General features: G+C 66.7%; 22 protein-coding genes and 1 tRNA gene. 16 read left to right on the top strand and 7 right to left on the bottom strand.

Annotated features, from left to right (window positions below; all coding sequences use genetic code 11):
• Nucleotides 1-64 precede the first annotated feature (64 nt).
• Nucleotides 65-841, top strand: coding sequence for a 5'/3'-nucleotidase SurE (surE, locus tag IEW98_RS14935; protein WP_188764135.1), 777 nt, complete (start codon nucleotides 65-67; stop codon nucleotides 839-841).
• A 129-nt stretch (nucleotides 842-970) separates the two neighbouring features.
• Here surE and IEW98_RS14930 read toward each other — a convergent pair whose 3' ends face one another.
• Nucleotides 971-1,765 carry a PEPxxWA-CTERM sorting domain-containing protein gene (locus tag IEW98_RS14930; protein WP_188764134.1) on the bottom strand — a complete coding sequence of 265 codons (795 nt, stop codon included), beginning with the start codon at nucleotides 1,763-1,765 and terminating at the stop codon, nucleotides 971-973.
• Nucleotides 1,766-2,129: 364 nt separating this feature from the next.
• Between IEW98_RS14930 and IEW98_RS14925 the strand changes: the two genes are divergently transcribed.
• The 5 genes from IEW98_RS14925 (at nucleotide 2,130) to IEW98_RS14905 (ending at nucleotide 7,165) form a co-directional block, all read left to right on the top strand.
• Nucleotides 2,130-3,083 (top strand): M23 family metallopeptidase, encoded by a 954-nt coding sequence (locus tag IEW98_RS14925; protein ID WP_188764132.1) that lies wholly within the window; start codon nucleotides 2,130-2,132, stop codon nucleotides 3,081-3,083.
• A gap of 32 nt (nucleotides 3,084-3,115) precedes the next feature.
• On the top strand, nucleotides 3,116-4,444 hold the full coding sequence (rimO, locus tag IEW98_RS14920; protein ID WP_188764130.1) for a 30S ribosomal protein S12 methylthiotransferase RimO: 1,329 nt from the start codon (nucleotides 3,116-3,118) through the stop codon (nucleotides 4,442-4,444).
• A 32-nt stretch (nucleotides 4,445-4,476) separates the two neighbouring features.
• Nucleotides 4,477-5,865: a leucyl aminopeptidase family protein gene (locus tag IEW98_RS14915; RefSeq protein WP_188764128.1), complete on the top strand. Its 1,389-nt coding sequence runs from the start codon at nucleotides 4,477-4,479 to the stop codon at nucleotides 5,863-5,865.
• A 93-nt stretch (nucleotides 5,866-5,958) separates the two neighbouring features.
• Complete coding sequence (locus IEW98_RS16590) at nucleotides 5,959-6,309, top strand: MarR family winged helix-turn-helix transcriptional regulator (RefSeq protein ID WP_279380385.1); 351 nt, start codon at nucleotides 5,959-5,961, stop codon at nucleotides 6,307-6,309.
• Between the two features lie 7 nt (nucleotides 6,310-6,316).
• The gene (locus IEW98_RS14905; RefSeq protein ID WP_188764124.1) at nucleotides 6,317-7,165 is read left to right on the top strand and encodes a C40 family peptidase; all 849 of its coding nucleotides are present in this window, start codon (nucleotides 6,317-6,319) and stop codon (nucleotides 7,163-7,165) included.
• A gap of 83 nt (nucleotides 7,166-7,248) precedes the next feature.
• On the opposite strand, the gene IEW98_RS14900 is transcribed toward IEW98_RS14905, so the two are convergent.
• Nucleotides 7,249-8,037, bottom strand: a complete 789-nt coding sequence (locus IEW98_RS14900) for a class I SAM-dependent methyltransferase (RefSeq protein ID WP_188764122.1) — start codon at nucleotides 8,035-8,037, stop codon at nucleotides 7,249-7,251.
• Nucleotides 8,038-8,103: 66 nt separating this feature from the next.
• Here IEW98_RS14900 and IEW98_RS14895 point away from each other — a divergent pair, with 66 nt between their 5' ends.
• Nucleotides 8,104-8,307, top strand: coding sequence for a hypothetical protein (locus IEW98_RS14895; protein ID WP_188764121.1), 204 nt, complete (start codon nucleotides 8,104-8,106; stop codon nucleotides 8,305-8,307).
• On the opposite strand, the gene IEW98_RS14890 is transcribed toward IEW98_RS14895, so the two are convergent.
• Together IEW98_RS14890 and IEW98_RS14885 are read right to left on the bottom strand one after the other, a co-directional pair.
• A complete protein-coding gene (locus IEW98_RS14890) occupies nucleotides 8,300-8,707 on the bottom strand; it encodes an acyl-CoA thioesterase (RefSeq protein WP_188764119.1) in 408 nt (135 codons plus the stop codon). The two genes, IEW98_RS14895 and IEW98_RS14890, sit on opposite strands and share 8 nt — an antisense overlap.
• Nucleotides 8,691-10,757 carry a S9 family peptidase gene (locus IEW98_RS14885; RefSeq protein WP_188764166.1) on the bottom strand — a complete coding sequence of 689 codons (2,067 nt, stop codon included), beginning with the start codon at nucleotides 10,755-10,757 and terminating at the stop codon, nucleotides 8,691-8,693. The genes IEW98_RS14890 and IEW98_RS14885 overlap by 17 nt, the downstream gene beginning before the upstream one ends.
• Nucleotides 10,758-10,900: 143 nt before the next feature.
• Between IEW98_RS14885 and IEW98_RS14880 the strand changes: the two genes are divergently transcribed.
• On the top strand, nucleotides 10,901-12,694 hold the full coding sequence (locus IEW98_RS14880; protein WP_188764164.1) for an aminopeptidase P family protein: 1,794 nt from the start codon (nucleotides 10,901-10,903) through the stop codon (nucleotides 12,692-12,694).
• 109 nt (nucleotides 12,695-12,803) lie between these two features.
• Nucleotides 12,804-13,385 carry a glutathione peroxidase gene (locus tag IEW98_RS14875; protein ID WP_188764117.1) on the top strand — a complete coding sequence of 194 codons (582 nt, stop codon included), beginning with the start codon at nucleotides 12,804-12,806 and terminating at the stop codon, nucleotides 13,383-13,385.
• Between the two features lie 52 nt (nucleotides 13,386-13,437).
• Here the strand turns inward: IEW98_RS14875 and IEW98_RS14870 are convergent, their stop codons facing one another.
• A complete protein-coding gene (locus tag IEW98_RS14870; protein ID WP_188764115.1) occupies nucleotides 13,438-13,575 on the bottom strand; it encodes a hypothetical protein in 138 nt (45 codons plus the stop codon).
• A gap of 77 nt (nucleotides 13,576-13,652) precedes the next feature.
• Here IEW98_RS14870 and IEW98_RS14865 point away from each other — a divergent pair.
• The 5 genes from IEW98_RS14865 to tatC all read left to right on the top strand — a co-directional run bounded on the left by IEW98_RS14865 (nucleotide 13,653) and on the right by tatC (nucleotide 16,460).
• Nucleotides 13,653-13,727: transfer RNA gene (locus tag IEW98_RS14865), tRNA-Thr, on the top strand.
• Between the two features lie 207 nt (nucleotides 13,728-13,934).
• Nucleotides 13,935-14,633: a PEPxxWA-CTERM sorting domain-containing protein gene (locus IEW98_RS14860; RefSeq protein WP_243450805.1), complete on the top strand. Its 699-nt coding sequence runs from the start codon at nucleotides 13,935-13,937 to the stop codon at nucleotides 14,631-14,633.
• 254 nt (nucleotides 14,634-14,887) lie between these two features.
• The gene (locus IEW98_RS14855) at nucleotides 14,888-15,133 is read left to right on the top strand and encodes a twin-arginine translocase TatA/TatE family subunit (protein ID WP_188764113.1); all 246 of its coding nucleotides are present in this window, start codon (nucleotides 14,888-14,890) and stop codon (nucleotides 15,131-15,133) included.
• Between the two features lie 23 nt (nucleotides 15,134-15,156).
• The gene (locus IEW98_RS14850; RefSeq protein ID WP_188764111.1) at nucleotides 15,157-15,663 is read left to right on the top strand and encodes a Sec-independent protein translocase subunit TatA/TatB; all 507 of its coding nucleotides are present in this window, start codon (nucleotides 15,157-15,159) and stop codon (nucleotides 15,661-15,663) included.
• Nucleotides 15,660-16,460: a twin-arginine translocase subunit TatC gene (tatC, locus tag IEW98_RS14845; protein ID WP_188764109.1), complete on the top strand. Its 801-nt coding sequence runs from the start codon at nucleotides 15,660-15,662 to the stop codon at nucleotides 16,458-16,460. Before IEW98_RS14850 ends, tatC begins: the two co-directional genes overlap by 4 nt.
• A 4-nt stretch (nucleotides 16,461-16,464) precedes the next feature.
• Here tatC and IEW98_RS14840 read toward each other — a convergent pair whose 3' ends face one another.
• Complete coding sequence (locus tag IEW98_RS14840) at nucleotides 16,465-16,602, bottom strand: entericidin A/B family lipoprotein (RefSeq protein ID WP_188764108.1); 138 nt, start codon at nucleotides 16,600-16,602, stop codon at nucleotides 16,465-16,467.
• Between the two features lie 263 nt (nucleotides 16,603-16,865).
• Complete coding sequence (locus IEW98_RS14835) at nucleotides 16,866-17,006, bottom strand: entericidin A/B family lipoprotein (protein ID WP_207792591.1); 141 nt, start codon at nucleotides 17,004-17,006, stop codon at nucleotides 16,866-16,868.
• 106 nt (nucleotides 17,007-17,112) lie between these two features.
• Between IEW98_RS14835 and glnE the strand changes: the two genes are divergently transcribed.
• Both glnE and IEW98_RS14825 read left to right on the top strand, forming a co-directional pair.
• A complete protein-coding gene (gene glnE / locus IEW98_RS14830) occupies nucleotides 17,113-19,857 on the top strand; it encodes a bifunctional [glutamate--ammonia ligase]-adenylyl-L-tyrosine phosphorylase/[glutamate--ammonia-ligase] adenylyltransferase (RefSeq protein ID WP_188764106.1) in 2,745 nt (914 codons plus the stop codon).
• 2 nt (nucleotides 19,858-19,859) lie between these two features.
• On the top strand, nucleotides 19,860-20,327 hold the full coding sequence (locus tag IEW98_RS14825) for a peroxiredoxin (RefSeq protein WP_188764104.1): 468 nt from the start codon (nucleotides 19,860-19,862) through the stop codon (nucleotides 20,325-20,327).
• Nucleotides 20,328-20,518 lie beyond the last annotated feature (191 nt).

Here is a 20,518-nt window from a genome sequence, read left to right as displayed (position 1 = left end):
CCCTCTCAATCCGCGCCCACACGCCCCCCGCCACAGCGCGCGCCCCCACGAAAGCCCCCGAACCATGCGAATTCTCGTCACCAACGACGACGGCATTTCTGCCCCCGGCCTCGTCGCCCTCGAAGCCATCGCCGCCGAGCTCTCCGACGACGTCTGGGTCGTCGCCCCCGCCGAGGAACAGTCCGGCGCTGGCCACAGCCTCACCCTCTCCCAGCCCGTCCGCATCCGCGAAATCAGCCCCAGGCGCTACAGCGTCCGCGGCACCCCCACCGACTGCGTCATGCTGGCGCTCGGCGCCGTCATGAAGGATCACAAGCCCGACCTGATCCTGTCGGGCGTCAACCGCGGCGGCAACCTCGCGGAGGACGTCACCTATTCGGGCACCGTCTCCGCCGCGATGGAAGGCTGCCTCGCCGGCATCCGCTCGATCGCGCTCAGCCAGGTCATGTCGAACTACACGATGGGCATGGAGGACTTCTCCACCGCCGCCACCCACGGCGCCGCCATCATCCGCCTTGTCCAGACCGTCGACTGGCCCGCCGGCGTGCTCGTCAACATCAACTTCCCGCCGGTCGCCGCCGACGCCATCAAGGGCGTCCGTGTCACCCAGCAGGGCTTTCGCGATTACGGCAACATCAGCCTCGTCGAACGCATCGACCCGCGCGGCTTCCCTTATTACTGGCACGGCTTCGGCAAGGAAAACCTCATCCCCGGCCACGACACCGACCTGAAGGCGATGCACGAGGCGATGATCTCGGTCACCCCGCTCCATCTCGACATGACGCACTACCAGACCATGGCCGCCCTCAAGGCCGTCCTCGCCCCCCTCGCCGAAATCTGACCTTCTCTCCCTCCCCCCTGCGGGGAGGGCGACTCGGCGCCTCCGCCGAGCGGGGTGGGGGTCCAATCAAGCAAAAAAAGGGCGGCAGGGTCACCCCCGCCGCCCTTTCTCATTTCAGTTCCCGCAAGTTCAGGCAGCAGGCACCCGCGAACGGCGGCGCATCGAGAAACCGACGAGCCCGAACCCTGTCACCAGCATCGCCCAGATGCCGGGCTCGGGAACGGTCGCGTTGACCTCCGGTGCCGGATCCGACGAGAACTGGCCGCTGGCGACAGCCTTGAAGGTCCGCAGCGCGCCGTTGGTGGTGCGCGCGAACCGCGACGTCACAGCCGTCAGCGCCTGGGCACGATCGAGGAGCGCGTCAGGCGCGAAGGTCAGGAAATCCGAGGTGTAGCTGATCGTCGAACCATTGGTGCCCGAGGCGAACGAGGCGCCCGAAGTGCCGTTGATGTTGCCGAGGATCGAACCACCCGAGAAGCTGCCCGACAACAGGTTCGAACCGGCTGCATAGAAGGTGGTGATATAGCCGGGACCGCTGATCGTGATGTCCTGGGTGGTCACGAACGAGAAGTTTGCGCTGAGGCCAGCCTGCGTGAACGCACCGGTCGACGAAACCGGGCTGAACGGCGCGATGGTCGCATCGAGCGTGTACAGCGCGCTGATGTTGGTGATGAACGGCGCCAGCGAGGCCTGCAGGAAGCTGAAGTTGACCAGGACTGATCCGGCCGTGGTGTGCGATGGTGCGGAGATCGTATAATAACGAGCGTCCGAGGTCCGCGCTGGATTGGTGCCCGAATTGACGAAGCGGACATTGGCACCGCCAACGGCAGTATAGGTCGCGAACGTCTCGACAACGGCATTTGCCGGCGCCACGGCCGCGAGCATCGATCCGGCAACCACCGCGATCACTGTCAAAGTCTTCATGCTGCTCATTTATCGAATCCCTTGGAACTACCTGAAATTTGCCTGGCTCACTCGGCGCCACGCCCTGTCTCTGAAAGACTGCAAGGAACGTGCCAATCGTCTCGAAACTGTTAACCTGTTGGACTCGTTACGGCGGCTAACATGACGGTCCTGTTAAGTGTAAGATAATCCGACACTTTCGAGGCATCGTTCGTTTCACTTCCGTTTTGCAATGCCAGTTTTCGCGACCTACCACCCTAAAACATGACACATTGGCAATGTCTACCGATAGCCCCGGCCGGCCGCGCCGCCGGCGAATATTTGCCACCGCGCCGTCCTGCTCCGCCATTGGCGACCCGCGGGCTTTACACTAGGACCGGCAGCAATGAGCCCGCGCCGCCTCCCTTGCGCCCCCGTGCCCGGTATCCTGCTCGGCGCGCTGCTGGCGCTCGGCGCCTGTGCCGGCGACAAGCGCGACGCTGCCAGATCGCCCGCCCCGCCCAAGACCGCCACCAAGGCTGCCGCCCCCGCCAGACCCGCCTGGCAGGCCCGCAGGGTCGTCCCCGACGCGATCGTCACCCCGCAGGGCCGGCTTCACACCGTCAAGTCCGGCGAGACCGGCATCTCGATCGCCCGGGCTTATGGCGTCAGCTGGGAAGGCGTCGCCGCATCCAACAGGCTCAAGCCGCCGTATGTCCTCGAAGTCGGCGACAAGCTGCTGCTGCCCAGCGCCCGCCAGGCCGCCGCGCAAGTCGCCGCGATGAGCCTCGAAGACCGCGCCAAGGCCTTCGACCTGACCATCGACGACATCGTCACCGGCGGCGAACCCGCCGAACGACCCGCCACATACCCGCCAAATCCCAAACCCGGGGCAATACCGGCCGGCCAACGCCCCGCCACATCCCCACAACGCACCGCCAGCCTGCCCGCAATCCCCGCAAATCCCCGCGCTAATGGCGAATCCCTGTTCCACTGGCCGGTCGACGGCCGCATCGTCTCGGGGTTCGGCGCCAAGCCCGGCGGCCGTTTCAACGACGGCGTCAACCTCAAGGCCTCGGCCGGCAGCCCGGTCCGCGCCGCCGCCGACGGGGTGGTCGCCTATGCCGGCGACGCCATCCCCGGCTTCGGCAACCTCGTCCTCGTCAAGCACGCCGGCGACTATGTCACCGCCTATGCCCATAACGAAAATCTGCTGGTAACCCGCGGAAAACGTGTCTCCCAAGGCGATGTCCTCGCCCGCGTCGGCAGCACGGGCGCCGTCACCGAGCCCCAGGTCCATTTCGAAATCCGCAAGGGCCGCACCCCCATCGATCCCGTAAAGGTCATAGGCGGACGGTGACTCGCGCCGCATTCTAGCCTATGGCGCCCGCGATGACCCTCACCCTCGATACCGCACCCCGCGTCGGCATGGTGTCGCTCGGCTGCCCCAAGGCACTCGTCGACAGCGAACGCATTCTCACCCAGCTCCGCGCCGATGGCTATGCGCTGTCCGCCGACTATGCCGGCGCCGACGTTGTCATTGTAAACACGTGCGGATTCCTCGACAGCGCCAAGGCCGAAAGCCTCGACGCGATCGGCGAAGCTATGGCCGAAAACGGCCAAGTGATCGTCACCGGCTGCCTCGGCCACGAAGCCGACGCCATCCGCGCCCGCTTCCCCGCCATCCTCGCCGTCACCGGACCGCAGCAATATGAAGCCGTCGTCGACGCCGTCCGCCTCGCCGCCCCACCGGTAAAATCGGCCTATCTCGACCTCATTCCCGACGCCGGGCTGAAACTGACCCCCCGCCACTACAGCTACCTCAAGATCTCCGAGGGCTGCGACCACCGCTGCGCCTTCTGCATCATCCCCAGCCTGCGCGGCGACCTCGCCAGCCGCCCCCCCGCCGCCATCTTGCGCGAAGCCGAAGCTCTCGTCCGCAACGGCTCGAAGGAACTGCTTGTTATCGCCCAGGATACTTCGGCATACGGCGTCGACCTCCGCCACGCCGTCTCCACCCTCGGCGGGCGCCCCCTACGCGCCCACATCACCGACCTGTCGCGCGAACTTGGGCTCCTCGGCGCCTGGGTCCGCCTCCACTATATCTACCCCTACCCGCACGTCGACCAGCTCATCGGGCTCATGTCCGAAGGCCTGCTCCTGCCCTATCTCGACATCCCTTTCCAGCACGCCAGCCCGACCGTCCTGCGCGCCATGCGCCGCCCCGCCAATGATTCCAAGGTCCTCGATCGCATCCACAAATGGCGCGCCGAGGTCCCGGATCTCGCGCTGCGCAGCACCTTCGTCGTCGGCTTCCCCGGCGAAACCGAAGCTGATTTTCAGTATCTGATCGACTGGCTCGGCCACGCCCAGATCGACCGCGCCGGCTGCTTCAAATACGAAGCCGTCGCCGGCGCCGCCGCCAACGCTTTGCCCGGCGCTGTCCCCGAGGACGTCAAGGAATCCCGCTGGCACCGCTTCATGGCCGCCCAGTCGGCCATCTCGGAAGAACGCCTCGCCGCCAAGGTCGGCCGTGACCTCGACGTGCTCATCGACGCCGTCGACGAAGACGGCGGCGCGTCGGGCCGCAGCAAATATGACGCCCCCGAAATCGACGGCGAAGTCCATCTCCGCGACGCCGGCGGCATCAGCGTCGGCGACATCGTCCGCGTCCGCATCGAGGAGTCCGACGAAGCCGACCTCTTCGGCGTGCCGGTCTAGGCGGCGATTCAAGCTTCCGCTACACCAAGGCGATGACCGACTTCCCCGCGCTGCTGATTGCCGACGACGGCGGCCCCGCCAAAACCCTGACCCTGCTTGCCGCAGCCGGACTCGACGACTGGCTGTGCAGCCAGAGCGAGCGCACCCGCACCTTCGTCGCCGCCCAAGGCTTCAAGGCCCAACCCGGGGAGACCGCGCTGCTGCCCGGCGATCAGCCTGGCGACTGGTCGGCCCTCGCCGGTGTCGAAGCCGATCTCAACCCGTGGAGCCTCGCCGCCGCCGCCAGCCGCCTCGTCCCCGGCCGTTACCGTCCCTCCGGTCCAATCGGTGCCGCCACCCTTGGTTGGCTGCTCGCCCAGCACCGCTTCACCCGCTACCGCAAAGCCAGCGGCGACACCGGCCCGCGCATCCTGCTGACCAGCGAACCCGCCGCCATCACCGAAGCCGTGCGGATCGCCGAGGCCACCGCCCTTGTCCGCGACCTCGTCGATACCCCTGCCGCCGATCTCGGTCCCGGCGAACTCGCCGCCGCTATCGAGGCCGAAGCCCGGATTTTCGGCGCCATCGTTACCATAACCAAGGGCGAGGCCCTGCTCGCCGCCAACTTCCCTGCCGTCCACGCGGTAGGACGAGCGGCTTCCCGCGCTCCCCGCCTGATCGACATGCACTGGGGCGACCCTGCCCACCCCCGCGTCACTCTCGTAGGCAAGGGCGTTACCTTCGATTCCGGCGGCCTCAACATAAAGCCCGGCGGCGGCATGGCAGCAATGAAAAAGGACATGGGAGGCGCTGCGCATGCCTTGGCGCTTGCCCGTCTCGTCATGCAGGCCAACATGCCCGTTCGCCTGCGACTCATTGTCCCGGCCGTCGAAAACAGCATCTCCGCCGACGCCATGCGTCCGGGTGATATTCTCCACACCCGCGCTGGCAAAACCGTCGAAGTCACCAACACCGACGCCGAGGGTCGTCTGATCCTGGCCGATGCCCTTGCGCTCGCCGCCGAGGAGAATCCGGCTCTTGTCATCGACTTCGCGACGCTTACCGGTGCCGCCCGCGCGGCGCTCGGCCCGCAACTACCGGCTTTTTTCACCAACGACGAAGCCTTGGCCGTCGATTTCGCCGCCGCCGGCGCCCTTTCGGGCGATCCGCTCTGGCGACTGCCGCTCTGGGCCCCCTACGCCGACATGCTGAAATCAGGCATCGCCGATCTCAACAACGCCCCCGATGGCGGCTTTGCCGGAGCCATCACCGCGGCACTGTTCCTCCAAGCCTTTGTTCCTGAACGAATCACCTGGGCGCACTTCGACACGTTCGCCTGGAATCCGGCCCCTCGGCCCGGCCGACCCAAAGGCGGCGAAGCACTCGGACTGCGCGCGAGCTGGTTATTACTCCGTTCACGCTATTTGCCGCACGGCTCATAGCGCTCATGCAACGAAAACTGTTCCTGACTCGTTATTGCACTGATGGTGAAGAGCCCCCGCCTCCACCTGCCTCATGCGAACAGGAATCCCCAGGTGAATACCACTCCAGAATCACTAGCCCAGCTTGGCAACTGGCGCGGTGCGTTATTGCGCTACGTCCAGTCCGGCCAACCCGATCTGACAAACCGTCAAATGGCACTCCTCCTCGTCGCCGGCCAGGAACCCGGACCGCATACGGTCCGCGGCCTCGCCGCACGTCTGGCGGTATCCAAGCCGGTCGTCACCCGGGCCCTCAACAGCCTGACCGGCCTTGGTCTGGTCGAACGCCGCCGCGACGAGCGCGATCGCCGCAGCGTCTTTGTCGACCTGACGACGGAAGGCGAAGAATTCCTCGTCGATTTCGCCGAAATGATCACGGCTGATGCCCCAGGGGGAACGGCCTGAGCTTCTTATGGCGCGGCTGACAGGGCCGCGCCCCATTCTCGATCCGCGGCGTAACATCGTCCGGTCGGACCTGATCGATATCGCGCTCGCCGGCGACGTCGCGGCAGCATCCTATGTCGCGCCCGCCGCGATGCAGTGCGCGGTGCCGCGTGCCGCGATGCGCGCCCGCGCCGATATCCATGCTGTCGCTGTATCGGAACTCCTTTTCGGCGAGATGTACGACGTCTTCGAAACGACCGCCGGCTGGTCCTTCGGGCGCAGCCCCGACCGCTACGCCGGCTGGGTGCGATCGGAAACGCTGGCTGAAGCCGGAATGCCGCCCGTCCACCGGGTCACCGCCGCCACCGCACCGGTGTTCGAAACCCCCGACATAAAATCCGCCGTGCTCGCGGAGCTGCCCTTTGGCGCGCATATCGCCGGCGCACCCGGCGACCGCTTTATCGAATTGGCCAGCGGCGGCTTCGTCCACAATCGCCACATCGATCACCCGCCCCATAGCGTCATCGCCGCTGCCCGCGTGTTCACCGGCGCGCCCTATCTATGGGGCGGCCGCACCCCCGCCGGCGTCGATTGCTCGGGCCTTGTCCAGGCCGCACTGGCCGCCTGCGGGGTCGCCGCCCCCCGCGACTCCGACCAGCAGCGCAGCGAACTCGGCCGCCCGGTCGACTACGCCGACCGCGCCGCCGGCGATCTGGTTTTTTTCCCGGGCCACGTCGGCATCCTCACCGGCTTCGACACGCTGTTCCACGCCAACGCCTTCTGGATGACCACCCTCGAGGAACCTCTAGCCGACGTCATCCAGCGCCTGCACGAAAGCGGCATCGAGCAGCCCGTAACAGCCGTCCGCCGGGTATAGCGATCACCAGTTCCAACTTGTCGTCCCGGGCTTGACCCGGGACACAGTTGCTTCTCGCAGCCGGTCGCGGCCACCGGAAAATCCTATGGCTTGACGAACTTCAACGTCATCCGGTCGCTCTCGCCGATCGCCGCATACTTGGCCTTGGTCGCCTCACCCTCGGCAAAATTGGGCGGCAGCGTCCACACGCCCTTGGGATAATCCTTGGTATCCTTGGGATTGGCGTTGATCTCCGACGACCCGACATATTTGAATCCCGCCGCCTCGGCCATCTTGCGCACATACGACGTCTTCATATAGCCGCTGTCCTTCATCGCCGCATCCGGCGTCGTCTCGGCCATGCGATGCTCGACGATACCGAGTGTGCCACCCTTCTTCAGCGCCGTGAAGAATGCCTTGAAGGCCTCGGGAGTCCCACCCGCCATGTACCAGTTGTGGACGTTGCGAAAACTCACCACGGCATCGGCGCTGCCGGCGGGAGCGATGTCATAGGCACCCTTCCCGAACGCTGTCACCTTGACGTTGGCATAGGCCGGATCGGCCGCCAGCTTTGCCTTGAACTTGGCAACGCCGGCGGCAGCACGTTCGCTCGCCGCCGGATCGTTGTGCGCCGCGTACAGCGTGCCCTTCGACCCCAGGCCCGGCGCCAGGATCTCGGTGTACCAGCCGCCCGACGGCGAAATCTCGACGACCGTCTGGCCCGGCTTGATGCCGAAGAACGCCAGCGTCTCCGCCGGATGACGATATTGGTCGCGGGCCTTGTTGGCCTCGGACCGCTGCGGCCCGGCAATCGCCGCATCGAACGGCGCGGCGGCAACGGGCGCTGCCACGACAATGGCGGCTACGGCTGCAAAAAGGCTCTGGCGCAACATGATCGTCTCCCATGAACCGCTTGGCTGCGGCTTGTGATGAACTCGCCGCAAGACTAGCCCAGCGTGATGGACTCGCAAACCACATTCGCACTGCTCGCAGCGGGGCTGGCACTCGCCATTGCCGCCAGCCTGGGTGACCGCGCCCGCCGCCGCGCGCCACTGGCCTGGCATGCCCATCTGCCGTGGAATGCCGCCATCTTCACCGGCGCCGCGATCGCGCTGGTCGCCGCCGTCCACATCGTCACGCTGATCCGCCAGGGCTCTATCTGAGGAATGGCGCCGCGACCTCGGCCGGCACGCGCACCGCCCGCCCCGACGCCTTGTCGACCAGCGCCCAGATCGTCGCCGCCCTGACCCGCACCCGGCCGTCGGCGCCGCAAACCTCGACATAGCGATCGAAGCGCGCCCCTTTCGGCGTCCCCACCCAGGTCGTCAGCGTCACCGTCTCCCCGACCAGCACCGGTCGCAGATAGTCGATCTCGTGGCGCGTCACGACCCAGATATAGCGCTCGATATCCTCCGCCCGCGCCGTCGCCCACCAATGCGCCGTCGCCGCATCCTGGACCCAGCGCAGATACACCGTGTTGTTGACGTGCCCAAGCTCGTCGATATCCGACGCGGTCGCCGTTACCTCGATCGAAAATCCCGTGCGGTCACTTCCCGGCGGCATCGAACGCCGCCAGGATAAAGGCATATTCCTCAGCCGTCTCCTCGAGTGCCGCGAAGCGCCCCGACTTGCCGCCATGCCCGGCGCCCATGTTGGTCTTGAGCAACAGGATAGCGTCCCCCGTCTTGGTCGCGCGCAGCTTCGCAGTCCATTTCGCCGGCTCCCAATACGTCACCCGCGGATCGTTGAGCCCCGCCGTGATCAGCAGCGGCGGATAATCTTGGCGCTTCACATTGTCGTACGGGCTATAGCCCTTGAGCAGGTCGAACGCCGCCTTGTCGGTAATCGGGTTGCCCCACTCCGGCCATTCCCCCGGCGTCAGCGGCAGCGTGTCGTCGAGCATCGTGTTGAGCACGTCGACGAACGGCACATGCGCCGCCACCGCGCGCCACAGCCCGGGGTCACTGTTGACCACCGCCCCCATCAGCTCGCCGCCCGCTGACCCGCCGCTGGCCGAGATATTGCCCTCGCGCGCCCAGCCGGCCTTCGCCAAACCCTTCGCCGCATCGACGAAATCGTTGAAGCTGTTGCTGCGCTTCTCGAGCTTGCCGTCGAGATACCATTGATAACCCATGTCGTCGCCGCCGCGGATATGCGCGATCGCAAACGCCATGCCGCGATCGAGCAAACTCAACCGGTTCGCCGAAAAGCTCGGCGGCATCGCGATTCCATACGCCCCATAACCGTAAAGATGGACCTTGCCCGAGCCATCCCTTGGAAAGCCCTTTTTATAGACGACCGACACCGGCACCCGCGCCCCGTCGCGCGCCGTCACCATCAACCGCTCGGTCGCATACTGGCTGGCGTCATACCCCGACGGCACCTGCTGGACCTTGCGCGTCACCAGCTTGCCCGCCGCAACGTCGTAATCGAATACCGTCGCCGGCGTCACCATCGAGCTGTAGTTGAGCCGCAGCAACGGCGCATCCGGCTCGGGGTTCACCCCCATCGAAACCGTGTACGACGCCTCGCCGAACGGCACCGCGATCTCGCTGCCATCGTCCCGCCGCAGCCGCACCTGCTCCAACCCGTCGCGCCGTGCCTCGATCGCCAAATACGACGCAAACGGCGTGAACCCGGTGATATAGTCCCGGTCCGACCCGGCGATCAGCCCGCGCCACTCGCCCGGTGCCGTCAGGCTCGCCGTCGCCATCCGGAAATTGGGATGCGTATCATTGGCGCGCACGAACAAGGTATCGCCGCACACATCGACGTCATAGGTCACCCCCGCCTTCCGCGCCCGCACCAGCACCGGCGTCGCCGCCGGATCACCCGCCGGCACCAGCCGGATCTCGCTCGTGACATTGTCGGCGGTCGAGATAACTAGCCAGCGCCGGTCCTGGCTCGTCCCGACATCGACCCCGAACCCGATGTCCGCAGTCTCCTCGTAAAGCACCCGGTCGTCGCCGCTATCCCCCAGCTTGTGCAGCCGCACCCGGACCCGCCGCCAGTTGTCGTTGACCTCCACCCACGCCAGCGCCTTCGAATCCGCCGTCCACTCCGGCACCCCGACGCTCTTGCTCGTCACCGTCTCCAGATCCCTGCCCGTGGCAATATCGCGCACCTTCAGCACGAACCGCTCGTCCCCCGACGTATCGGCAGCATAGGCCAGCAGCCTGCCATCCGGGCTGACACTCGTCCCCGCCAGCCGGAAATAATCCTTGCCCTCGGCCAACGCAGGCTCGCTCAGGATCACCTGCTCGGCACCGCCCTTCACCGGCCGCCGCAGCCACGTCCGGTATTGCGCCCCCGGCTCGAACTTCCACCAATATTCGAACCCGCCGTCCTTGACCGGCACGCTGGCATCGTCCTGCTTGACGCGCCCCTTCAGCTCCTCGAAAATCGCCCCCGTAAGCCCCTTCAAAGGCGCCATATTGGCCTCGAAGTAGGCGTTCTCCGCTTTCACATAATCAAGCACATCCTTGTCGTCGACGACCGGATAACCGGCGTCCCGTAACCAGTGATACGGGTCGCTGATCGTCTCCCCGTGCCACGTCGAACGATGCGGCCGCACAGCGGCAACCGGCGGCTTCAGGCTGGGATCGGCTTTCATCTTGGCTTCCGTAATTGTCGGCAGGGTGGCCGCGGCGATTACCGCGCACAGAAAATGGCGAAACATCCCGGCTCCCGCAGGTGCTGGCGCGGCAAACTTCACCGGCCTATGTTGAGCCCTGCAACCTAGAACGAGTAATGCATATGTCCACCATCAAGGACCGCCTCGCCGCCCTCGCCGCGCAATTGGCCGGCGACCGGCTCAGCGGTTTCGTCATCCCGCTGACCGATGAACATATGAGCGAATATGTCGGCGCCTATGCCCAGCGCCTCGAATGGCTGACCGGGTTCGCCGGCTCGGCCGGATCCGCCGCCGTCCTCGGCCAGAAGGCGGCGATCTTCACCGATGGCCGCTACACGCTCCAGGTCCGCGACCAGGTTCCCGGCGACCTGTTCGAATACCAGGACGTGCCCAAGACCAGCGCCGCCGCATGGCTCGCCGATCACGCTGCCGCCGGCGACCGCATCGGCTACGACCCTTGGCTCCACACGCGCGGCTGGGCCGACGCCACCGCCAAGCTCCTTGCTGCCAAGAACGCCGAGCTCGTCCCGGTCGCCGTCAACCCGATCGACAGCATCTGGGCCGGCCGCCCCGCCCCCAGCACCGCCGCGCTCGAAATCCACGCCGACGACAACGCCGGCCGCACCGCGGCGCAAAAACGCGAAGACGTCGCCGCCTGGCTCAAGGTGCACGGTGCCAGCGCCGTCGTCATCACCGCGCTCGATTCGATCGCCTGGCTGCTCAACATCCGCGGCCGCGACGTCGACCGCACCCCCGTCGCGCTCGCCTTCGCCATCGTCCACGCCGACGCCTCGGTCGACCTGTTCACCGCCCCCCACAAGCTCACCCCCGAAGTCCGCGCCCATCTCGGTCCCCAGGTCCGCCCCCAGGACCGCAACGCCTTCGACGACGCGCTCGGCGGCTTTTCCGGCAAGACCGTCGCCGCCGACCCCAGCAGCGCCGTCGCCGCCGTCTTCGCCGCCCTCACCAGCGGCGGCGCCACCATCCTCGAGGCGCGCGATCCCTGTGTCCTCCCCAAGGCCATCAAGAACGCCGTGGAGATAAACGGCACCACGACAGCCCACCGCCGCGACGGCGCCGCCCTCACCCGCTTCCTCCACTGGTTCGACGGCGAAGCTGCGAAAGGCCAGCTCACCGAGCTATCGGCAGCCGCAAGACTTCGCCAGTTCCGCGACCAGACCAACGTCCTCGAGGACCTCAGCTTCGACACCATCTCCGCCACCGGCGCCAATGGTGCCAGCCCGCACTACCGCGTCTCCGAAGCCTCCAGCCTGCCGATAACCTCGGGTTCGATCTATCTCGTCGATTCGGGCGGGCAATACCGCGACGGCACCACCGACGTCACCCGCACCATGGCGGTCGGCACGCCCACCGCGGAAATGAAGGACCGCTTCACCCGCGTCCTCAAGGGTCATATCGCCCTCGCCCGCGCCGTCTTCCCCGCCGGCACCCGCGGCGTTCAACTCGATTCGCTCGCCCGGCAATTCCTCTGGGAGGTTGGCCTCGATTACGCCCATGGCACCGGCCACGGCGTCGGCAGCTACCTCGCCGTCCACGAGGGCCCGCAGCGCATCGCCGCCGCCTGGAGCAGCCAGCCCGGCAACGACGAACCCCTGCAAGCCGGCATGATCCTCTCGAACGAGCCCGGCTATTACAAGACCGGCGAATACGGCATCCGCATCGAGAACCTCGTCCTCGTCGAACCCCGCAGCGTCCCCGGCGCCGAAAAGGACCTCCTCGGCTTCCGCGAACTCACCCTCGCCCCGATCGACCGCAACCTTATCGACACCGGCCTGCTGACCGAAACCGAACGCAAATGGCTCAACACCTACCACGCCCGCGTCATCGCAGAGATCGGCCCCCAGCTCGACGACCCCACCCGCACCTGGCTAGAAACCGCCGCCGCCCCAATCTGACTTCCTAACTCCCCTCCCTTCTTCAAGGGAGGGGCTGGGGGTGGGTGATTCTGCCCCGCACGCCAAACCCAGCCGCCATAGCCAAAACCACCACAGGGAGACCCCAGCCATGATCAAGAACTTCGCCATCGCCATCGCCCTCACCGCCGGTGCCGCCGCCGCCATCGCCGCCGTCAACTCGACCGCCCCCGCCGCCCCCAACACCCCCGGCACCGCCTATGACTTCACCATGCAGACCATCGACGGCAAGCCGATGCCGTTTGCCCAGTACAAGGGCAAGGTCCTGCTCGTCGTCAACACCGCCAGCTTCTGCGGCTTCACCCCGCAATACGAGGGGCTGCAAAAGCTCCAGGACAGCTACAAGGCCAAGGGTTTCACCGTCATCGGCGTGCCCTCGAACGACTTCGAGCAGGAATCGGCCTCGAACGCCGAGATCAAGACCTTTTGCGAATCGAAATTCGGCATCAAGTTCCCGCTCACCGAAAAGAGCGTCGTCAGGGGCGCCGATGCCGTGCCTTTCTACCGCTGGGCCGCCACCACACTCGGCGGCGACAAGACCCCCAAGTGGAACTTCCACAAATATCTCGTCGGCCGCGACGGCAAGCTCATCGCCGCCTTCGGCTCCAAATCCGCGCCGATGTCCACCGAAGTCACCACCGCCGTAACCGCAGCTCTCGCCGCCAAGGGCTAGCCCTTACTTCCCCCCTCCCTACTTCTAGGGAGGGGTCGGGGGTGGGCAAGTCTTAACCCGCCCCCTGCTTCCCAGGTGGCTCCCCAGCCGCCCGATCCCTTGCCTTGCGCTTCGCCAGATTCGCCCGCAGCGCCGCCGCCAGCCGCGCCTGCCGCACCGATTCGGCATCCGAAATCACATCCTTGGTCATGTCGACCACCTAAACCACTCCGGAGTTTCTTGACACCCCGCCCCCCCTCGCCCATAGGCCCGGTCCTTCGCCGGAATGCTGTCGTAGCTCAGTGGTAGAGCGCATCCTTGGTAAGGCTGAGGTCGGGAGTTCAATCCTCCCCGACAGCACCACCGGCGAAGATTTCCCATTCAACCGGCAGCCGACAGCTGCAGATTCGTGACGTTGCGCGGTACACCGCACGAGTGCCGAAAACTGTCGGCCTGGTTTACACTATTGAAAGCTCTTGCACGGCTGTTCAGAACGATTCCAGACGCTTGCCCGTCTGGCACGGAACTTGCTTAAGTGTTTGGTAACTCTATCGTCAGAAATCCAGATACATGCGCCTGCTCACTGTAATCGCTCCTGCCTTGGTCGCCACCTCGCTCACCTTCTCGGCCGGCGCCATGGCTGCACAGACCGTCCAGATCACCGGCCTCTACAACACCGGCGTCGATGCCCTCGGGTCGCCGATCGCCGACAACGCCGTCGATGCCCATTGGTCGCTGACGGCAGCGCCCGTCGGCTACACGCTCGGCAACACCTATGCCGCGCCCGTCAACGGCGTGTTTCCCGTCAACGGCCCATGGCTGTCTAACACCGCCGTCTCGCGTTGGCTGACGCCGACCGACAGCGCCGCGAACCACGCTCCGGGCCAATACAGCTACACCCTCAGCTTCGTCGTCACCCCGTCGCAGCTTGCCAGCACCGGTTTTTTCACCGGGCGTCTTGCTGCCGATAATTCGGTGACCTCGATCCTGCTCAACCAGACCGCGCTGACCGTTCCCGGCGGCACCAACTTCAATGTCTGGAGCAACTTTGGCACCACCTCGGGCTTCGTCGCCGGCCTCAACACGCTGACGATCAACACCCTGAACGACGCCGGCAGCAGCGGCAACCCGACCGGGCTGCGTCTCGAGTTCCTGTCGAGCGGCATCACCGACTCGGTTCCCGAGCCAGCAACCTGGGCGATGCTCGTCATCGGCTTCGGCCTCGTCGGCGCCAGCCTGCGTCGCCGCAAGGCCGTCCTCGCCGCCTGATCCGCACCACGCCGACAAAAAAGGGGCCCGGCGCACACCGGGCCCCTTTTTTGCGCCATTTACGCCCGAAAAGGACCCGTAGCGACGGCATACGCTGCCAATCAGCACCGCAGTGCCGCGAGTACCGAATTTCCAGCCGGACAGCCACCATGTCGCAGGCCGCCGCCCGGGCAACCCGCCCGCGCAGCGCTGGCAAAGCGCCGGCAATCGCGGTAAGGCAGCCCCGACACGCGTTTTTCGCAAAGGTATCCACCATGGGCTCGTTCAGCCTCGTTCATTGGGCCGTCCTGATCATCGTCGTCATGCTGCTGTTCGGTCGCGGCCGCATCTCCGACCTGATGGGCGATTTCGCCAAGGGCATCACCAGCTTCAAGAAGGGCCTCGCCGAGGGCGAAACCCCGCCGGCTGCAGCCCCGGCACCGCCGCCCCAGATTAGCCCGCAGGTCACCAATGCTGCCACGACACCCGTGACCCCCGCAACCGACGAAGTCCGGCGCTAAACCGCCCGCCACAGGGCAACACCATGTTCGGCATCGACTCTACGGAACTGGCGATCATCGCGCTGGTGGCTTTGCTCGTCATCGGGCCAAGGGACCTGCCGCGCGTCATGCGCATGGTCGGCAACTGGCTCGCCAAGGGCCGCGCCATGACCCGCCACGTCCGCGCCGGTTTCGACACGATGATGCGCGAAGCCGAACTCGAGGAAATGCAAAAGGCCTGGGCGGCACAGAACGAAGCCATCATGAAGGCCAGCGCCCTGCCCGACCTGGGGCTCTCGGATCCGCTCGCCCAGCTTGGAGCGTCCGATCCGCTCGCCCTCGACGACTGGTCCGCCCCGCCGCCGTCGACACCGACGCCGGAAACCATCGACGTGGCCGCGCAAACGCCGGCCGCGCTTGCGGCACCGGATGCTGCCCAGCCGAAAAAAGCCCGCACCAAGGCCAGTCCAGGTCCCGATGCGCCGCCAAGGGCACCCCGCAAGCGCGCCCCCAAGCCTGATCCCGCCGAAACCGCGCGGACCGGATCATGACCGACGAAACCGCCGATATCGATGCCAGCAAGGCGCCGCTACTCGATCATCTCATCGAACTTCGCGGGCGGCTGCTCAAATGCGTCATCGCCTTTGCGCTCTGCTTTGCGCTGACCTTTTCATTCGCCAGCCGCATCTTCGGCTTCCTCGTCCAGCCGCTCGTCCATGCCTATGGCGACGGCGTCGTCGGCAAGCTCATCTACACCAAGCTCTACGAGGCGTTTTTCGTCGAGATCAAGGTCGCTGCCTTCGCGGCGCTCTGCCTCGCCTTCCCGATCATCGCCAACCAGCTCTGGGCGTTTGTCGCCCCCGGCCTCTACAAGCGCGAAAAGCGCGCGTTCCTGCCGTTCCTGCTCGCCACGCCGATCCTGTTCACCATGGGGGCGTCACTGGCCTATTTCTTCGTCATGCCGGCAGCGTTCCGGTTCTTCCTCGGCTTTCAATCCTCGTCAGAAGTCACCGGCATCACCCAGGAAGCCTTGCCGGCGATGGGCGAATATCTCAGCCTTGTCATGAACATGATCCTCGGCTTCGGCGTGGCGTTCCTGCTGCCGGTCCTGCTCATGTTGCTCGAACGCGCCGGCATCGTCACCCGCACCCAATTGAAGGCCGGCCGCCGCTACGCCATCGTCGGCGCCTTCGCCATCGCCGCGGTACTGACACCGCCCGATATCTGGTCGCAGTTCGCCTTGGCGATCCCGCTGATCCTGCTCTACGAAATCTCGATTATCAGCATCTGGCTGACCGAACGCCGCCGCGCCGCTGCATCGAACGGCGCCCGGCAACCGGCGGAATAGCCCCCTAGTCCTTGACGGTCCGCGCCGTCTCGCTGACGGCCTTGCCCGCCGAGCTCAAATCCCGCCCGGCACCCTCGATCGTATTGCAACCAGCCAACAGCCCCAGCAACGCAATCGCGGCAATCACATTCAACTTCTGCATTCCGGGCTCCCTGTATCCGCCTCAGGCATAGCCTAGCCCATCGCCCGCCGAAACCCCGCTTCCAGCCCGCGACGCCGGCTCTCAACCGTCACCCCGGCTCTCAACCGTCACCCCGGCTCTCAACCGTCACCCCGGCCCTCCATCGTCACCCCGGCCCTCCATCGTCACCCCGGCCCTCCATCGTCACCCCGGCCCTCCATCGTCACCCCGGCGAAGGCCGGGGCCCATCTCCCGAACCGGCAAGACAGACCCCGTCACACCCCCTAGTTCTTGACGTCCCGTGCCGTCTCCGAAACCGCCTTGCCCGCCGAATTGACGTCCTTGCCGGCGCCTTCGACAGTGTTGCAGGCCGAAACGGCCAGGCCGGCGAACACGGCGGCAGCGAGTATGATGGACTTGCGCATGATAATCTCCCGATCGACTGGCCCGTTGGCCTGATCGTGAAACCCCGCCCGACCTGCCAAGTTCCGCGCAGGTGACAGACCCGCCGCGCGCTGGCATCACCGCACCGTGTTCTTCGATCTTCCCCCCGCCGCCGCCCCCGCCGACCTTGCCGCGTTGCTGCCGGCCGGGCTCGGTGCGCCCCTCGTCACCGCCGCGGCCACCGCCTGGGCCCATGCCCCGTTCCTCAAGGGCCTGATCCGCGGCCGCGGTCCGGTGCTCGCCGTCCTCGCTGCGCAAGGACCCGAAGCCGCCTTCAGCGCCGCCATGGCGCACGCCGCTGACCCGGTCACCGACGTCAAGGAACGCCTGCGCCAAGCCCGCGGCGCCGTCGCGCTCACCGCCGCGCTCGCCGACCTCGCCGGGCTATGGTCGCTCGAGCGCGTCACCGCCGCGCTGTCGGATTTCGCCGACGCCAGCATCGATATCGCCATCGGCGCGGCGCTGGCCGAACGCGGCGCTCCCAACCGCGGCCTCACCGCGCTGGCACTGGGCAAGCTCGGCAGCCACGAGCTCAACTATTCCTCCGACGTCGACCTGATCTTCGTCCACGACCCCGACCTGATCCCGCGCCGCCCGCACGAGGAACCCGGCGAGGCCGCCGTCCGCATCGCCAAGCGCGCCGTCGCCCTGCTCGCCGACCTGACCGCCGACGGCTATGTCCACCGCGTCGACCTGCGCCTGCGCCCGGCCAGCGAAATCACGCCGATCACCATCCCCGTTGCCGCCGCCGAACATTATTACCAGTCCGAAGCCCTGACCTGGGAACGTGTCGCCTTCATTCGCGCCCGCGCCTGCGCCGGCGACTTGGCGCTCGGCCAGGGCCTGCTCGACCGTATCCGGCCGTTCGTCTGGCGCCGCAGCCTCGACTGGACCGCCGTCCGCGACATCCAGGCAGTATCTTTGCGAATCCGCGACCATTTCGAAGCCGGCCAGGCCATCGGTCCCGGCTATGATCTCAAGCGCGGCCGCGGCGGCATCCGCGAGATCGAGTTCTTCACCCAGATCCACCAGCTTATCTGGGGCGGCCGCACCCTTGCGCTGCGGGCCCCCGCCACCCTCGACGGCCTCGCCGCCCTTGCTGCGGCCGATCGCATCGACGCCGGCGAAGCCGCCACTCTGGCGAGCAGCTACCGCGCGCTGCGGACGCTCGAACACCGCCTCCAGATGCGCCGCGACGAACAGACGCACATGGTCCCCAAACTCGCCGCAGACCGCGTCGCCGTCGCTGCCTTGTCCGGCGCCCGGGACTGGGCGACGCTGCAACGAGGCCTCGTCGCAGCGACTGTCCCTGTCGCTACCGCCTATGACCGGCTGATTGCCGCCGCCGTACCTGAAACCACCTCCATACCAGCCGACGCCGCCCCCTGGCTGAAGCAGAACCACCCCAAAATCGCCCGCTTTATCCTGCCGCTCATCGTCCGCTGGCGCACCGCCAACCTCCGCGCATTGCGCAGCGAAGCCGCCCGGATCGCCTTCGAAGCCGTCCTTCCCGATCTCATCGCCGGCATCGCCGCCGCCGCCGAACCCGCCGTCGCCGCAACCCGCCTCGACACGTTTCTCGCCGCCTTGCCGCAAGGCGCCCAATTCTTCGCACTGCTCCACGCCAACCCCCGCCTGATCGCATTGCTCGGTCATCTCCTCGGCGTCGCCCCCGTCCTCGCCGACGCCCTCGCCCGCGAACCGGCGCTGTTCGACGTCATGCTCGCCCCCGACGCCTTCGACATGCTGCCCAACCCCGGCGCCCTTACCGCCGAACTCACTGCTTTCATTGGCCCCGCCCCTGACCTCGAGGACCTTCTCGACCGCGTCCGCCGCTGGACCGGCGAGCGTCGCTTCCAACTCGGCGCCCAGCTTATCGAGGGCCGCACCGACCCCCTTGTCGCCGGCCGCTCGCTGTCCGACCTCGCCGACGCCGCCCTCGCCGTCGTCATCCCCGCCGTCGCCGCCGACTTCGCCCGCAGCCACGGCACTATCCAGGGCGGCGAACCCGTCGTCCTCGCCCTAGGCCGCTACGGCGGCCGTGCCCTCACCCACGCCTCCGACCTCGACCTAATCTACCTGTTCACCGGCAGCCACGAAGCCATCTCCGACGGGCCCCGCCCCCTCGCCGCAACGCTGTATTTCAATCGCCTCGCCGCCCGGCTCACCGCGGCGCTGTCGGTCCCCACCGCCGCCGGCGCGCTGTATGAAGTCGACACGCGCCTGCGCCCCTGGGGCGCCAAGGGCATGCTCGCCCTCTCGGTCGACAGCTTCGCCCGCTACCAGGCCGACGACGCCGACAATTGGGAACATATGGCGCTCACCCGCGCCCGCGTCGTCGGCGACTGCCCTGCCGCCGACGCCGCCGTCGCCGCCACCCTGGCCCGCCCGCGCGATCCCGAGACCCTGCGCCGCGCCGTCCTCGAAATGCGCGCCGACATCGCCCGCGCCAAGCCTGCCAAGGGCCAGTTCGACGTGAAACTATCGCCTGGCGGTCTCGTCGATCTCGAATTTACGGTGCATTTTCTGCAACTAAGCGAACAGATCGGCCTCGGCCCTGATCTCGGACAGGCCATCGACATGCTCACCGCCGCCGGCCACCTGCCGCCCGGCCTCGCCACCGCGCACGACCTGCTCACCCGCTTTCTCGTCCTGCTCCGCCTCGTCGCCGCCGGCACGCAATGCCCCGCCAGCTTCACCCCCGCCATCGAAGCCGTCCTCGCCCGCGGCCTCGGCGCCGCCTCCTTTGCCGAAGCCACCGAACAACTGGCGCTTGCCAAAACCGCCATCCGCCAGGCCTTCAACGACACCCTCGCCGCCAAAAGGACCTGACCATGCCGCAACCCCAACCCGGCGACCTCGCCCCCGACTTCACCATCGCCGGCGAGACCGCCCCCATCGCGCTCGGCGATTTTGCCGGCAGAAAGCTCGTCCTTTATTTCTACCCCAAGGACGACACCCCCGGCTGCACCACCGAAAGCAAGGACTTCTCCGCCCACGCCGCCGACTTCGCCGCCGCCGACGCACTGGTCCTCGGCATCTCGCGCGACACGGCCGCCAAGCACGCCAAATTCCGCGCCAAACATGACCTCACTATCGCGCTGGGTGCCGATACGGACGGCGCCGTCACCGACAGCTACGGCGTCTGGATCGAGAAAAGTCTTTATGGCCGCAAGTACTTGGGCATCGAGCGCGCGACCTTCCTGATCGGCCGCGACGGCCGGATCGCCCGTGTCTGGAACAAGGTGAAGGTCGCCAGTCACGCCGCCGAAGTCCTCGCTGCGGCGCAAAACCTCGCCTGAATCCCAGATTCGGCATGGCGGCTGTCGATTCGAACCGCGCCAATTACGCGCATCGGATGCAATTGTTGCGGCATGAACTTCATATTTACAGTGACATTGCTCAACTCATCGTGTCGCCGCACCGCCTCGCCCGCCGCCTCGCTATCTCCGCTTGCCCCCCCCGGCGCCACCTGTTTGATTGGCCTGGCAGC

The sequence above is a fragment of the Sandarakinorhabdus glacialis genome, assembly GCF_014643455.1.
Classification (GTDB): Bacteria; Pseudomonadota; Alphaproteobacteria; order Sphingomonadales; family Sphingomonadaceae; genus Sandarakinorhabdus; species Sandarakinorhabdus glacialis.
Note: the sequence above shows the minus strand (reverse complement) of the source record. Positions and strands in the feature narration are given on the sequence as shown.

Coding starts and splice junctions, on each gene's coding strand:
- IEW98_RS14880 (WP_188764164.1), top strand. CDS start 10,901: ATGTCCACCATCAAGGACCGCCTCGCCGCCCTCGCCGCGCAATTGGCC.
- IEW98_RS14860 (WP_243450805.1), top strand. CDS start 13,935: ATGCGCCTGCTCACTGTAATCGCTCCTGCCTTGGTCGCCACCTCGCTC.
- IEW98_RS14835 (WP_207792591.1), bottom strand. CDS start 17,006: ATGCGCAAGTCCATCATACTCGCTGCCGCCGTGTTCGCCGGCCTGGCC.
- IEW98_RS14915 (WP_188764128.1), top strand. CDS start 4,477: ATGACCGACTTCCCCGCGCTGCTGATTGCCGACGACGGCGGCCCCGCC.
- tatC (WP_188764109.1), top strand. CDS start 15,660: ATGACCGACGAAACCGCCGATATCGATGCCAGCAAGGCGCCGCTACTC.
- IEW98_RS14890 (WP_188764119.1), bottom strand. CDS start 8,707: ATGCCGCCGGGAAGTGACCGCACGGGATTTTCGATCGAGGTAACGGCG.
- IEW98_RS14850 (WP_188764111.1), top strand. CDS start 15,157: ATGTTCGGCATCGACTCTACGGAACTGGCGATCATCGCGCTGGTGGCT.
- IEW98_RS14875 (WP_188764117.1), top strand. CDS start 12,804: ATGATCAAGAACTTCGCCATCGCCATCGCCCTCACCGCCGGTGCCGCC.
- IEW98_RS14885 (WP_188764166.1), bottom strand. CDS start 10,757: ATGAAAGCCGATCCCAGCCTGAAGCCGCCGGTTGCCGCTGTGCGGCCG.
- IEW98_RS14825 (WP_188764104.1), top strand. CDS start 19,860: ATGCCGCAACCCCAACCCGGCGACCTCGCCCCCGACTTCACCATCGCC.
- IEW98_RS14925 (WP_188764132.1), top strand. CDS start 2,130: ATGAGCCCGCGCCGCCTCCCTTGCGCCCCCGTGCCCGGTATCCTGCTC.
- IEW98_RS14895 (WP_188764121.1), top strand. CDS start 8,104: ATGGACTCGCAAACCACATTCGCACTGCTCGCAGCGGGGCTGGCACTC.
- rimO (WP_188764130.1), top strand. CDS start 3,116: ATGACCCTCACCCTCGATACCGCACCCCGCGTCGGCATGGTGTCGCTC.
- IEW98_RS14855 (WP_188764113.1), top strand. CDS start 14,888: ATGGGCTCGTTCAGCCTCGTTCATTGGGCCGTCCTGATCATCGTCGTC.
- IEW98_RS14900 (WP_188764122.1), bottom strand. CDS start 8,037: ATGTTGCGCCAGAGCCTTTTTGCAGCCGTAGCCGCCATTGTCGTGGCA.
- IEW98_RS14930 (WP_188764134.1), bottom strand. CDS start 1,765: ATGAAGACTTTGACAGTGATCGCGGTGGTTGCCGGATCGATGCTCGCG.
- IEW98_RS14905 (WP_188764124.1), top strand. CDS start 6,317: ATGGCGCGGCTGACAGGGCCGCGCCCCATTCTCGATCCGCGGCGTAAC.
- IEW98_RS14870 (WP_188764115.1), bottom strand. CDS start 13,575: ATGACCAAGGATGTGATTTCGGATGCCGAATCGGTGCGGCAGGCGCGG.
- IEW98_RS14840 (WP_188764108.1), bottom strand. CDS start 16,602: ATGCAGAAGTTGAATGTGATTGCCGCGATTGCGTTGCTGGGGCTGTTG.
- surE (WP_188764135.1), top strand. CDS start 65: ATGCGAATTCTCGTCACCAACGACGACGGCATTTCTGCCCCCGGCCTC.